At 68.1% G+C, this 12807-nt stretch carries 9 protein-coding genes and 1 pseudogene; 5 read left to right on the top strand and 5 right to left on the bottom strand.

What is annotated here, in order from left to right; all coding sequences use genetic code 11:
- On the top strand, positions 1–1371 hold a 1371-nt coding region (locus I6U14_RS13015; protein ID WP_296899940.1), incomplete at its 5' end, for a tetratricopeptide repeat protein.
- Positions 1372–1444: 73 nt separating this feature from the next.
- A complete protein-coding gene (locus I6U14_RS13010; protein ID WP_296899937.1) occupies positions 1445–2824 on the top strand; it encodes a hypothetical protein in 1380 nt (459 codons plus the stop codon).
- Positions 2825–2891: 67 nt separating this feature from the next.
- On the opposite strand, the gene I6U14_RS13005 is transcribed toward I6U14_RS13010, so the two are convergent.
- A complete protein-coding gene (locus I6U14_RS13005; protein ID WP_296899935.1) occupies positions 2892–3422 on the bottom strand; it encodes a DUF882 domain-containing protein in 531 nt (176 codons plus the stop codon).
- A 235-nt stretch (positions 3423–3657) separates the two neighbouring features.
- Here I6U14_RS13005 and I6U14_RS13000 point away from each other — a divergent pair, with 235 nt between their 5' ends.
- On the top strand, positions 3658–4428 hold the full coding sequence (locus I6U14_RS13000; protein WP_367115666.1) for a transglycosylase SLT domain-containing protein: 771 nt from the start codon (positions 3658–3660) through the stop codon (positions 4426–4428).
- Positions 4429–4838: 410 nt separating this feature from the next.
- Here the strand turns inward: I6U14_RS13000 and I6U14_RS12995 are convergent, their stop codons facing one another.
- On the bottom strand, positions 4839–5057 hold the full coding sequence (locus I6U14_RS12995) for a hypothetical protein (protein WP_296899933.1): 219 nt from the start codon (positions 5055–5057) through the stop codon (positions 4839–4841).
- A gap of 445 nt (positions 5058–5502) precedes the next feature.
- Here I6U14_RS12995 and sat point away from each other — a divergent pair, with 445 nt between their 5' ends.
- Positions 5503–6690 carry a sulfate adenylyltransferase gene (sat, locus tag I6U14_RS12990; protein WP_296899931.1) on the top strand — a complete coding sequence of 396 codons (1188 nt, stop codon included), beginning with the start codon at positions 5503–5505 and terminating at the stop codon, positions 6688–6690.
- A gap of 207 nt (positions 6691–6897) precedes the next feature.
- Here the strand turns inward: sat and I6U14_RS12985 are convergent, their stop codons facing one another.
- Positions 6898–7632 carry a DUF6629 family protein gene (locus I6U14_RS12985; protein ID WP_296899929.1) on the bottom strand — a complete coding sequence of 245 codons (735 nt, stop codon included), beginning with the start codon at positions 7630–7632 and terminating at the stop codon, positions 6898–6900.
- Positions 7633–7836: 204 nt separating this feature from the next.
- Here I6U14_RS12985 and I6U14_RS12980 point away from each other — a divergent pair, with 204 nt between their 5' ends.
- Positions 7837–9345: an SLC13 family permease gene (locus tag I6U14_RS12980; RefSeq protein WP_296899927.1), complete on the top strand. Its 1509-nt coding sequence runs from the start codon at positions 7837–7839 to the stop codon at positions 9343–9345.
- 23 nt (positions 9346–9368) lie between these two features.
- On the opposite strand, the gene I6U14_RS12975 is transcribed toward I6U14_RS12980, so the two are convergent.
- Positions 9369–10562: a class I SAM-dependent rRNA methyltransferase gene (locus I6U14_RS12975; protein WP_296899926.1), complete on the bottom strand. Its 1194-nt coding sequence runs from the start codon at positions 10560–10562 to the stop codon at positions 9369–9371.
- Between the two features lie 113 nt (positions 10563–10675).
- Positions 10676–12787: pseudogene (locus I6U14_RS18315) on the bottom strand (GNAT family N-acetyltransferase).
- Between the last annotated feature and the right edge of the window lie 20 nt (positions 12788–12807).

Here is a 12807-nt window from a genome sequence, read left to right as displayed (position 1 = left end):
GTTGGCGAGCGTCGGACGGATCTGGCGTTGCAGCTCGCAGGCCGACTGCTGCGCCGCAGCGCGGTTGCGGCGGCGGATGTCATTCTGATCACGGATGCTGCGGCACCTGCCGAGGGAGCGCGCGCTGCGGCAGCGGCGTTGGCCGATGCCGGGCATCGGGTCTCGGTGTTGGCGCTGGCGCAGGGTCGTGCGCTGGATGCCGTGGCTCGCGCCGGAACCGGTATTGTCACCGCCTCCCGCGCCGATGATCTTGATACTGCAAGGCTGCTGGCTTTGCAGCCCGGCGGGGCGTCGGCTACAGACGGTGAGCGAGTGAGCCTAGAGCGGCAGTGGCGGGATGACGGCCCTTGGCTATTGCTGTTGCTATTGCCGTTGGCGGCGGTGGTGTTTCGCCGCGGTTGGCTTGCTGTGGTGCCGCTGGCAGTCTTGTCACTGCCGCCGGTGCCGGTGCAGGCGGGCTTCTGGGAGGATCTTTGGCTGCGGCCGGAGCAGCGCGCCCTGCTTGATGCGGACGCCGGTCGGCTTGCATCCGCGCTCGCGCGAGTGGATGGGTCGCGCTGGCGGGCAGCGCTTCACTATCGCGCGGGCGATTATGCAGGTGCGCTGGCGGCACTCAGCGGCGAAACGGGCGCGGAAGCCCACTATAACCGCGGCAATGTGCTGGCCCACCTCGGGCGCTTCGAGGATGCGGTAGGCGAGTACGACGCTGCACTTGCTTTGCAGCCCGAGCACGCTGACGCCCGGCACAATCGCCGCTTGGTGCTCGACCTGATGGAGAGTCCGGCGGAAGTGCGGGCCGCGGCCGGCGGTGATGCGGCAGCGCGGCAAGGGCGTGATGACAGGGGTGCCGGCAACGGGGCGGGCGGTCTTGGAGCCGCCGGCGGGGCGCAGGCTGCAGGCGGCGGCGATGCGGTGGCGACGCTCCAGGTCCCTGCGGGTAGCGGTGCGTCAACGTCAGCGATCGGAGCCGCCGCCGGCCAGTCCGATGAGACCGACGCCACGACAGCAGCGGTGCAGCAGGCAGTCCCCGCGCGCGAGGCCCGCCTCGACGTCCGCACTGCTCAGGAGTCGGCGGCTGGTCCATCCGACCGGTCGCCTCCTCTCAACCCGCCCGCCAATGAGGTGCCGACCGGCGCGCTCGGCGCAAAGACCGGGCGCGGTGGCATCGGTGCTCTGGGAGTAGGCGGAGAGGCGCCGCCGGCGCATGAGGACGGCACCACGCCGGCTTTGACCGCTGCCGATGAGGGCGCAGACGGCGCACATGCAACCGCCGATGCCTATCTATTGCAGCAAGTACCAGACGACCCCGGCCGCTTGTTGCGGGAACGCCTGATGCTCCAATACCTGAGACGGCACGGTGAGCTGCACTGAGTGCGTTACTGGCAGGGTTGCGGGGGTGCCGCGGCCTGCGGCGGCGTTAATCGCGCTGCTGATGGCTTGTCTAATGCCGGCATTCGCAACCGCTGATGTCGCAGGTCCGCAAGTCCCCGCATCCGATGTGCTGCTCGAGGTGAGCGCCGACACGGACGCTCCCTATGTACAGGCGCGGCTGCGCTATCGCGTGCGAGTGCTCGCGCGGGTACCGCTGCGGGACGCGACCCTCTCGGACCCGGTGGCCCAGGGGGCTTTGGTCCGGCGCATCGGGACGGATCGCCGCTTCGACGTGGAGCAGGACGGGCGCCGCTATCGCGTCAGCGAGAGGCTTTATGTGGTGGTGGCGGAGCGCGCCGGGCGCCTCACCATCGCCGGCCCCAGGCTAACGGCGGCGGTGCCGGAACGCGCGCTTCAGGGTAACAGGTCGGACGCACTCGTCGAGCGAAGGGCCGTCGTCACCAGACGTGCGCCAGACCTGGTGCTGCAGGTCCGACCGGCGCCGGTGGCAGCGCGTTCGCCCTGGCTGCCCGCGGAATCCGTGTCCATCAGTGAGCATTGGGAGCAGGAGCCGGAGGAAGTGCGCGTGGGCGAGCCGCTGGAGCGGCGCATTGTCATCGAGGCCGCCGGCGTCGCCGCAAGCGCCTTGCCGCTGCCCGAAATGCCGGCGGTGAGGGGCCTGCGGGTCTATTCGCACGCCCCGCAGCACCAGTCTGCGCAGATCGGTGATGACCTCAAGGTCACAACGACGCTGCGGCAGACACTGGTGCCGATTCTGCCCGGCATCCTGACAGTGCCGGAAGTGCGCTTGCCCTGGTGGAATCTCGGATTGGACCAGGCTCATCAGGCAAGCGTGCCGGCCCGGCAGTGGCTCGTGGTGGGGGAGTCGGCGGCATCGCCGGAGGCATTGGCGGCGTCGGGAAGGGAGACCTGGCGACAGCGTTTCATCACCCAGGCGGGCGCGGACGCCTGGGGGTTGGCGACGCTGCCCTTGGGCTTAGGGCTGGCAGCACTGACAGCCTGGCTACTTCGGAGGCTCGGGCGAGGACGCCTACGCGCGGAGGGCGCAATGAAGGCGGGGGCTCCGGCAAGCGCGCCAGCGGCAGTCCCTACGGCGGCCTGGGTGCGGCGTTTTCGCCGGGCGTGTGAGCAAAATGATGCGGTGGCTGCGCGTACGGCACTCGCGGCTTGGGCGGCCTCGCAGTCAGGGCGGGTTGTGGGCGACAGGCTGGGAGCCCTGCTGGAAGCGCGCGGCGCGGGTGCGGCGGAGCGAGCGCTGATCCGGACACTTGACGACCAAGTTTATGGCGCAGGAAAAGCCGTGTCGGGAACGTGGCAGGGCGCTGAGCTGCTGGCGGCGCTGCGGCCGTTTCTGGAGGGCAACCGGCCTGCTCCGGATGAGGCAGAAGAGGCCTGCCTGCCGCCACTCTTCCCGAAGAGCAGTAACGGCTGACGGCAGGCCGGAGATGATGCCCGCAGTGCGGGCGCCGTGGTGTGGTGCCGACAGGTGGTGCAGAGGCTCAGGCGCCCCATTGACGCACGCGGCCGGTATCCAGGTGCACGAAATCAGAGCGCGAATAGAAGCCCACGCCGCCGCGACTCAGGGTGAGCGCCGCATCGCGAATATTGCGCGTCGGGGTCTCCGTCAGGCGCACATCAATGGCTTGGCCTGTCATGTGCAGGCTGCGGCGGGCGACGCCGGAGGAGGTGCGCCGCAGCATGCCATTGGTGCGTGGTGAGCGATAGCCGCTGATGATTTGGAACGTGCCGTCGGCGTTGCCGAGTCGCTGCTTGATGTCGTACAGGAGATCGAACAGCTGCGGGTCAATGGCGATTTCATCGCCCGTGCGGAAGTCCCGCAGGAAGTGGTTCAAGCGCTTCAGTGCGCTGCGTTGATAGTGGTCACCGATGCGGTAGGCGACGCTCATCCGCTCGTCGGTGTGCAGGTGATGCAGTGACAACGTGCGGACGTCGGTGTCGGTGCTGCGGCGGGCCCAGACTGGTGCTGATGCAACAGCTAAGCCTGCGCCGAGAAAGTATCGGCGATTCATTGATTTCCCCCAATTAAACGACTTATTGTGCTCCCTGAGTATAGTCGCAGCCTGAACGATTGCAACCGTAAATTCACGGCGCATCCGGTGCTTGGTCGAGACTACTGACTCAGGGCATAACGAACTGGCAACAACCAACTGTTCTGGGTGAGAAATTGCCTTTTGACGACTCGACGCTGTGCTATATTGTGTTGCATGCGAGCCACCTTACGATTCGCTACTAGGGTAAACCCGTATGCGCGCGCTGTCACCCCCTCGACGCTCCCGGATCGGCCGGCTCGAGGTCTTGCGGGCGGCGGCTGTCTGCGCGGTGATGCTGGGCTGCGCTGGCGCTGGGGTACCCGCCGTGGCAGACGTCTACAAGTACGTCGACAAGGACGGGAACGTCTATTTCTCTGATGAGCCGTTGTCAGGGGCGCATCTGAGCCTGGAATGGAAGCGAACCTCAAAGCGCCTGGTTGCGGAGAACAAAGCGCAGTCCGAGGCGCAGCAGGAGCGCAAGGAGGCCGCGATGGCGCGTGTACAGGCGCGGCTGGACAGCCATGCGCTGAACGTGTCCGCCGTTCGGCCGTCGGCGCCCATCAGCGGCTCCATGTCGGAGCGGCGGGCGCGCTATCGCCACCTCATTGACGCCAACGCCGCCCGTTATGGCCTGAGCCCCGCTTTGCTGCATGCCGTGATCCGCACCGAGTCCGCCTACAAGGCCAACGCTCTCTCGCACGCTGGCGCTTGCGGGCTCATGCAGCTCATGCCGGGTACTGCCGCGCGGTTCAACGTCAACAACGTCTGGGACCCGGCGCAGAACATCCGCGGTGGCGCGGCCTATTTGCGCTTCCTGCTTGATCTTTTCGACGGCGACTTGCGCCTGGCGCTTGCCGGGTATAACGCCGGCGAGAATGCCGTGAAGAAATACGGCAACGAAATTCCACCCTATCGGGAGACGCAGGACTACGTACGCAAGGTCTTGCGGCATCTCGCGGCCGAGGGACTCGCTCACCGCTCGTGAGGTCCAGCCTCATGCGACGCTGGCTGTACCAATCCATCCCGGCGCCATCGGAGGGGGTCACAGGGTGTCGAGGCACTGCTGTTGCCCACATCTTCTCAACCGACGTGCAGGTAATCGCTGCCCTTGCGGTAGCCCATGCGTGAGAGCTCGTGGACGACGGACGCGCGGGCGCCATGGCTTGCCACATAGCAAAGCACCAGTGGGCGAGCGTGCATAGCGCGGATCCCGGCGTGAAAGGCGTCCGGGCTCGTCGCGCCAGTCCAGAAGCGGTTGCTTGAGCTTGGCCAGGCGATGGCCGCTGCGGTGCAGTCGCAGCCAGAGTTCGTAATCCTCGGGGAATGCACCGTCGCGATAGCCGCCGGCGCCGCTCGGGTTGCGCCATGCGATGTCGGTCTTGGTGTGTAGAGCGGTCAATCTTCTCCTATGACACGCTCATCCCGTGGGGTTGAGAGCAGTTTCTCGGCTTCACCCTGTTGATTTGCGAAGATCAGGCGGTAATCGCCGTCGTCGTCGGGGGTGCGCTCCTGGCGCAGGCTGCGCACGAGGGCGCGCGCGTCCTGGTAGCGGTCTTTGGTATCGATGTACCGCAGGTCCAAGTTGGGTGAAACGCGATAAACGAAGTAGGGCATGCGGGTCACCTAAATACATGTGGTGGCAGACGCCTTTGTTCGGCGGGCGCCGTCGAGCAGGAAGAGGTCGCCAGTGCCGCCGATGGACATGGCGCGTCGTTGAGCTTCATTCGACCTCAACGGTCGGGCCGGGGTTTTCTCAGAATCAATCGCGAAAAGCAAGGCGGCGGGATCTGGCCGGCGCCGCTGGTCACTCTACTGCGGCGGCTGGGCGCCCGACCGGCGCATATCGCCTTAAAATTTCCTGTCCCGGCCATAGGAAAATCCTGGGAAAACCACTACAGCTGCTGTGGTAAGGTCCAGGCCGCTCTGCGGCGGCAGCGGCAGGGGGCGCCAGGGTTCCTCCGGGCCCCGACGGCCCATCACCGCGAGCCGCCTATCGCCGCCGCCGCGCCCCATCCAGCCGTCTCCTTCATCTGAAGCAGCGCCAATGACAGAGGCTCCCATGATCAAACCCGTCGGTTCTGCGGAACTAAAGCCACGATTCGTCTATGACCCCGACCGCCATCACGCGCTGATGCGGGAGGCAGAGGGCCTTCCTGCTATTACCGTCAGCTCCCAGGCCGCCGGCAACGCGGTGATGATGGGAGGTGGCTACTTCACGCCGCTGACGGGCTACATGAACCTTGCCGACGCGGTCAGCGTCGCCCAGACCATGCGCACCACGGACGGGCTTTTCTTCCCTGTGCCCATCATGTGCCTGGTGCCCGACGTGTCCGCCATCGGCGATGCGCGCCGCATTGCGCTGCGCGACCCGAACATGGACGGGGAGCCCGTGCTGGCTGTCATGGATGTGGATGCTATCGAAGAGGTCTCGGATGAGCAGATGGCGCTGCTCACCGAGCATGTCTACGGCACCCTGGACGGCGAGCACCCGGGCGTTGCCGCTTTCAACAGCCAGGGCCGCCTGGCACTCTCGGGCAACATCGAGGTGCTGCATTTTTCCTACTTTCAGGACGACTTCCCAGACACATTCCGTACCGCGGTTGAGATCCGCAACGAGATCGCCGAGCGCGGCTGGAAGCGTGTCGTCGCCTTCCAGACCCGCAACCCCATGCATCTCGCGCACGAAGAGCTCTGCCATATGGCCATGGAGCGTCTGGAGTGCGACGGGCTTGTCATCCACATGTTGCTCGGTAAGCTCAAGCCTGGCGACATTCCCGCACCCGTGCGCGATGCGGCCATCCGCAAGATGGTAGAGCTGTACTTTCCGCCGAACAGCGCAATGGTCACAGGCTACGGCTTCGACATGCTCTATGCCGGCCCGCGTGAGGCAGTGCTGCACGCCTACTTCCGCCAGAACATGGGTGCGACCCACTTCATCATCGGCCGCGATCACGCCGGCGTCGGCGATTACTATGGCCCCTTCGATGCGCAGAAGATCTTCGAAGAGCAGGTGCCGGCGGGCGCGCTGGACATCGAGATCTTCAAGGCGGACCACACGGCATATTCAAAGAAGCTGAACAAGGTGGTCATGATGTGCGAGGCGCCGGACCACACCAAAGAAGACTTCGTGCTGCTCTCGGGCACTAAGGTGCGCGAGATGCTCGGCCAGGGTATCGCGCCGCCACCCGAGTTCAGCCGACCGGAGGTGGCTCAGATCCTGATGGATTACTACCAGACCTTGAAGTAAGCCCGCCGCGCCGGCGGTTGTGTGCTGCGGCCACCCGGTTTCAGTAGCGATCCGGGCCAGGCCGCTCGAGCGGTATTTCCGACCCCCGTTCGGTCAGCGTCTCGCGGCAGGCGCACCTAGGGAGATGCTGATTTTTAGCGACTTGGGTCGCCGAACATGGCGGGGCGTCCTGCCCCGCACGGGAAGCGCCAATCAATCGGCGCTTTCCTAGCCTTGAGATGTATGGCGCTGTCCGCTTGCGTCGCCGGCCACGAGGACCTGCTCGCCGAGCCGCTCCGGCAGCCGCACGCCGAGCCAGGCGGACAACAGGGCGGCGAAGAAACACCAGACGGATACGAACGCAAAGCCGTAAGCCACCGCGCTCAGCACCACCGACAGGAATATCATCAGGCCGAACCGGCGCACCAGTTGCTCCGACGACGTCAGAAGCGGCACTAATACCACCAGCGCATAGAGCCCGCGGCCGAGGGGTGTGCCGAGTGCCGAGGCAAAAAGAATCTTCGGCTCGTAGAGGATGGAGCCGCCATGGATGCTCACCTCGAGCCAGTTCGAATTGAAGAGCAGCGGCAGGTAGATGAAGCACCCGCCGGCGGCGCCCAAGACCGCGAGCAGTCCAAATAGCAGCCGGCGCCTCGGCCCCGGCTCCACGCTGCGGGCCGACAGGGGCACCAGCACTGGCCACAGCAAGTAAGCGAAGCCGAGGAAGCCGAGCGCCATCACTGGTGTCGCCGTCCCCGGCGGCACACCGACGATACGCCCTAGCGGGTCACCCAACGCCAGCCAAAGAACGCCCTCCATCGCCTGTTGGATGCCGAACAGCAGCGGAAACCCCGCGAGCGGCAGCCACCGCGGCTCCGCCTCTCGTGCGACTCGGAGCGTGTGGATCCCGGCCGGTATCAGGACGGCACTGGCGGCGAAGCTCGCGGCGGCGTTGAAGCACACGGACGACCCCCTGGCGGTTGTAGACTGATTGAGCGGCGCCACGCCGACAACGGCCGGGGAGGTGCTAACCATAGTATGGTCTAAGGGTCCGCACTCACGGCTAGACTTGGCGTCGCGCGGTTATGTTTGCGGACCCGACAGCACCCTATGAGACCAGAAGTCCGCTTGGCTCGGACACAAGAGGCCAAGCAGCGCGGAGGCGGGATGACGTTGCGGCATGCAGACATCGCGGGGCTCGGCCTGCTGCTGGGACCGGCACTTGCGCTGGCAACCTGGCTGCTGCTGCCCGCGGCCGGACCCGTTGTCGATGGTGACGGGGCCGCGGCCGGGCTCGACCCGGCCGGCCGGGCGACCGCGGCGGTCGCTGTCTGGATGGCGGTCTGGTGGCTCACCGAGGCGGTGCCGCTGGCAGCCACGGCCTTGCTGCCGGTGGCGCTCTTCCCGCTGTTCGGCATCGCCGATATCGGCGCGGCCACAGCGCCCTATGCGAACCCGCTGATCTTTCTCTTTCTCGGAGGCTTCCTGCTCGGGCTCGCGGTGCAGCGTTTCGGGCTGCACCGGCGCATAGCGCTGTGGATCCTGTTGCGGGTGGGCACCAGCCCGCGGGCACTGGTGGGCGGCTTCATGTTGGCCTCAGCGCTGCTCAGCATGTGGATCAGTAACACCGCGACGGCCATTGTGATGCTGCCCATCGGCGTGAGCGTGCTTCGGCTGCTCGCTGAGCAGGGCGGCGGCGATGACGGTGGCCCCATGCCAATGCAGGCTTTCGGCACGGCGCTGGTGCTCGGCATCGCCTACGCGTGCTCCATCGGCGGCACCGGCACGCTGGTGGGTACGCCGCCGAACCTGGTGCTGGCCGCTTATGTGCGCGAGCACTATGCCATGGACCTGGGCATGGTTCGCTGGCTCGGCATCGGGCTGCCGCTGGTGGCGGTGCTGCTGCCGCTCACCTGGCTGTACCTGACCCGCGTCGCCTTTCCGCTGCCGGCGGCGCCGTTTCGCTGCGGCCGGGCGCTGTTGGCGAATGAGCTGGCGCGCCTCGGCCCCATGAGCTCTGGGGAGCGGGTCACGGCCATCGTTTTCGGGGTGACGGCGGCCGGCTGGCTGCTGCGCCCGCAGCTTGCGACCTGGACGGGCGTGGAGGGCCTAACCGATGCCGGTATCGCAATGCTGGGCGCGCTGGCGCTGTTCGTGCTGCCGGCGGGTCCCCGCCCGGCGTTCGGCGAGCCGCGGCCGCGGGCGCTGGACTGGGAGACGGCCAAAGGCGTCCCCTGGCAGATCCTGCTCCTGTTCGGTGGCGGCCTGAGTCTGGCATCGGCCATTGCGGGCAACGGCGTAGACGGCTTCATCGCCGGCGGCCTGGCTGGTCTCGGCGGGTTGCCGCATTGGGTGCTGGTGCTGGCAGTGGCCGCGCTGGTGGTGCTGCTGACCGAGATCACCAGCAACACCGCGGTGACCACGACCTTGATGCCTGTGCTCGCGGCCACCGCTGCGGCCACGGACTCTCCTCCAGGCATACTGCTCACGGCCGCTGCGCTTGCGGCGAGCTGCGCCTTCATGCTGCCCGTGGCGACCCCGCCGAACGCCATCGTGTTCGCATCAGGGCAGGTGAGCATCGCGCAGATGGCACGGACCGGGCTCGGATTGAACCTGCTTGCCATCATCGTCGTGACAGGGGTGGTGAGCCTCGGGGGGCGGATCGTGCTCGGCTGAGCCGACACCGGGCGCGCCTCAGGTCACCCGGGCAGCGCCCGCAAAAACAGGGTTTTGAGGTAGGCCGTCTCCGGGATCGCCGGGTGCACCGGGTGGTCCGGCCCCTGGGCGCCGGTGAGCAGCAGTTGGAGCTCCCGCTCGGTGCGGCGGGCGGCGGACTGCACCGTGCGCAGGAAGGCGTCGCGGCTCAAATGGAAGGAGCAGGACGAGGTGATGAGCAGCCCGCCCGGCTCCAGCAAAGCCAGGCCAAGCCGATTCAGGCGCTCGTAGGCACGGGTGCCTTCGCGCTCGTCCTTGCGGCGCTTGATGAAGGCCGGCGGGTCCAAGATGACGCGGTCGAAGCGCAGGCCGTTGTCGCGCAATGCGCGCAGCACCTCGAAGGCATCTCCGTGCCGGGTCTGGATGCGCTCGGCGAGGCCGTTGCGCTCGGCGTTGGCGGCGACTTGGTGGAGCGCAGCATCGGCGCTGTCGACGAAGGTCACCTGCTGCGCACCCGCAGCGGCCGCCTGCAGCCCCCAGGCACCGAGATAACAGCACACGTCCAGCACCCGGGGTGCGGACCCGAAGCGTTGCTGGTCGCGGCGGTTGTCCGCTTGGTCGAAGAACCAGCCGGTCTTCTGCCCACCGCCCGGGGCCACGGCGAAGCGCACGCCGCCCTCGGTGAGCTCCAGCTCGCCCGGGTCGTCGCCCAGCACCCAGTCGATGCCCTGGCTCAGCCCCTCCAGCTCCCGGATGGGTGTGTCGTTGCGCAGAACGATGCGCTGCGGCCGCAGCACCTGCTCCAAGGCCGCCAGCACCATGGGTTGCAGAAGCGCCATACCGGCAGTCGTCATCTGCACCGCCAGCAGGTCGCCATAGCGATCCACGACCAGCCCCGGCAGGCCGTCGCCTTCTCCGTGTAATAGACGGTAAAAGGGTTGCGTATAGACCCGCTCCCGCAGGTCCAGTGCCGCGCGGATGCGCTGCACCAGCAGGGCCGCGCCCAGAGGCTCAGCACGCCGCCGACTCACCAACCGCGCGCAAATCAGCGAGTGTGGGTTGGCATAGCCGTGACCCAGCCAGCGTCCGCGGTGCGCGATGATCTCCACGGCCTGGCCCGGTGTGAGTGCCGTCAGCGGCGTAGCGGTGGTATCCACCTCGTTGCTGTAGACCCAGGCATGCCCCGCGAGCAGGCGGCGTTCCTGATCCTTTTTGAGGCGCAGCGGAGCAGGTTTCATGGCGAGGCCCTCGGTGACTCGGCGAAACCCGTGAGCTTAGCCGGTAACAGCTTTTTCTGCCCCGGCTGGAACACGGTTAGGACGCTTTTGGCGTGCTCGAGACGGCGCCGCGCTCAAGCTGGTCGGGTCTGCTGCAGCAGCCTGGCCACCGCCAGGCGGAGGGCTCTGAGCACGGCGGCAGCCCCTGTGGCACCGAGAAGATGGGCGGCCGCGGCGGGCTCGTGCTGCTGCAGCCCGCAAGTGATGAGGGCGGCCGCCTCGGGCTTGGGCAGGGTCGTTGTGGCCAGCGCTTGCGGCAGTGTCGTCTGCAGGAGCCGATGCAGCGCAGGTCGCGTCGCGTCCAGCGCGCGGTCGGTCTCAGCGAAGGCGTGCAGCTCTCGAAGGTCATCTGCGGTGGGCATCGTCGGGTCGCACGGTGCGCCTGCGATGAGTGCCGCCACCAGTTCTGGGGATAGGTCCCGCAGCGGGCCGCTCAGCAGCACGCCGAAGCGGGGCAGCAGGCGCTCGCGGCCGCGGGTGAGCAACGCCGTGCCGGCGGGCGTCAGTGCCCGCAGCAGCACTGCTGCGTGGGCGCCGCTCGCAGCGTTGCGCCGACTGCCGATGTGCACCGGATGCATGCCGCAGCGCCGCCAGAAGCGGACGAGCGCCGGCGTGGCGCCGAAGCTGGCGCCGATGAGGTCTGCGCCCTCTGCGGCTGCTGCCGCGGCGATGGCGGTCAACAGCCGCCGGCCCAGTCCACGCCGGCGCGTGGCCGGATGCACGGCGATGCGCAGGATGCGTCGGCAGGCCAGTGCGGGTGCATCGAACAACCCGGCATGCGCGGACAGGGTCTGCGGCAGCAGGTGGCCCTGCGGGCGGCGGCGACCTTCGAAGATCGGCACCAGCAGGTCTGACGGCAGTCCGCCCTCACGGCCGCTGACCGCAGTGGCGAGCACAGTCTCGCCGGCCCGCAGTAGGTGCACAGCGATGTCGGGGGCGTCCAGCAGCCGACGCAGGTCCGAAGGTCGGGTTTGGTAGTGGCCGAGCACCAGCAGTCCGAATGCCTGGCCGAGCTGCCGCTCGTTATGTGCGAGCTGGTCTCGATCGGGCGTCTCGATGCGGATCAGATCGCCGGCGCCAGCCAGTGCCGCGGTGGCCTCGTCATCCGCAACCGGCTCCGCATCCAGCAGCAGCGCGCGGTTGACCAGCGCCTCCAGCGGGTCGCCGGCCGCCCAGCGGATCGGCGTGCTCAGTCGCAGCGCCTGCCAGCCGGGGCTGTGCTGGTGCAGCACCGCACGAAAGCGCACATCGAAGCCGCGACCGGTGCCCTCGTAGCCGTGTACTGTGGTGGCGAAGACAACGCGGGGCTAGTGGAGCAGCATCCCCTCTAGCAACGGAGCCGGGATGGCCGCGGCTTCATCCACCAGGGGCAGATCCGCCGCCGGTTTCGCGGTCAGCAGCGCATCCGGCGGCAGGTAGCGCACCGGCTCGCCGGCGTGGCGCAGCACGGCCGCAGCGGCGCTGCGCCGCGGGGCCGTGAGCAGGATGCGGCGGTTCTGCGCGGTCCGCAGTCGGGCCGCCGCAAGCCCCATGGCAGCGGACTTGCCGCGCCCCCGGTCGGCTGTGATCACCAGCGCCAGGCAGGCCCTGCTGCGTGCGGCTGCGACGACGGCGTCGACCGCGCGCGCCTGGTCGTCCGTAACGGGGTGTGCGCCGACGAGGTCAAGCGGCATCTCGACTGCGGGCACGCGCGGGCTCGGGTCGCGCGCCCCGGCGGCCACCGACGGCGCTGCGTCGCGCGCCCTGAACGCCGCGGCAATAGGTGTGGCTTTGGCGTCCCGCGCGGCGGGCCCGTCGAGCCGGCGAACCGCCGCGCTGGCGTCCAGCAAACGGCACAGCCGCGGCACCAGCCGTCCTCCGACGTCCGCCGCGGCATAAGGGAAGGTCGCGAAGCGTTCTGCGGCCGGGTCTGCCCGGGTGGGCCATGCGTCGATGGGCGGCGTCAGCAGCACCAGCAGCCCGCCGCCGCGCAGAGTGCCGACGGCGGCGCCGAGGGCGTCCAGGTCGAGCCCGGCCCAGACGTCGACGATCAGAAGCCAGCACTCGCCGCCGAGGTCGGCGGTACGGCGGTTCGGATCGGCGGGCCCGTCGCGCCCACCGCGCCAGCAGGGTGCACGGCCGTGCAAGCAAACGGCGAGGGCCCCCCCCCCCCTCCATACCCAGTCAGCACCACCGGCGCGCCCCACCCGCACCCCCGCCCCCCCCC

This window comes from Thiohalocapsa sp. (assembly GCF_019695415.1).
In the GTDB taxonomy this organism is placed as follows: Bacteria; Pseudomonadota; Gammaproteobacteria; order Chromatiales; family Chromatiaceae; genus Thiohalocapsa.
This window is presented reverse-complemented; position numbering and strand designations above follow the sequence as displayed.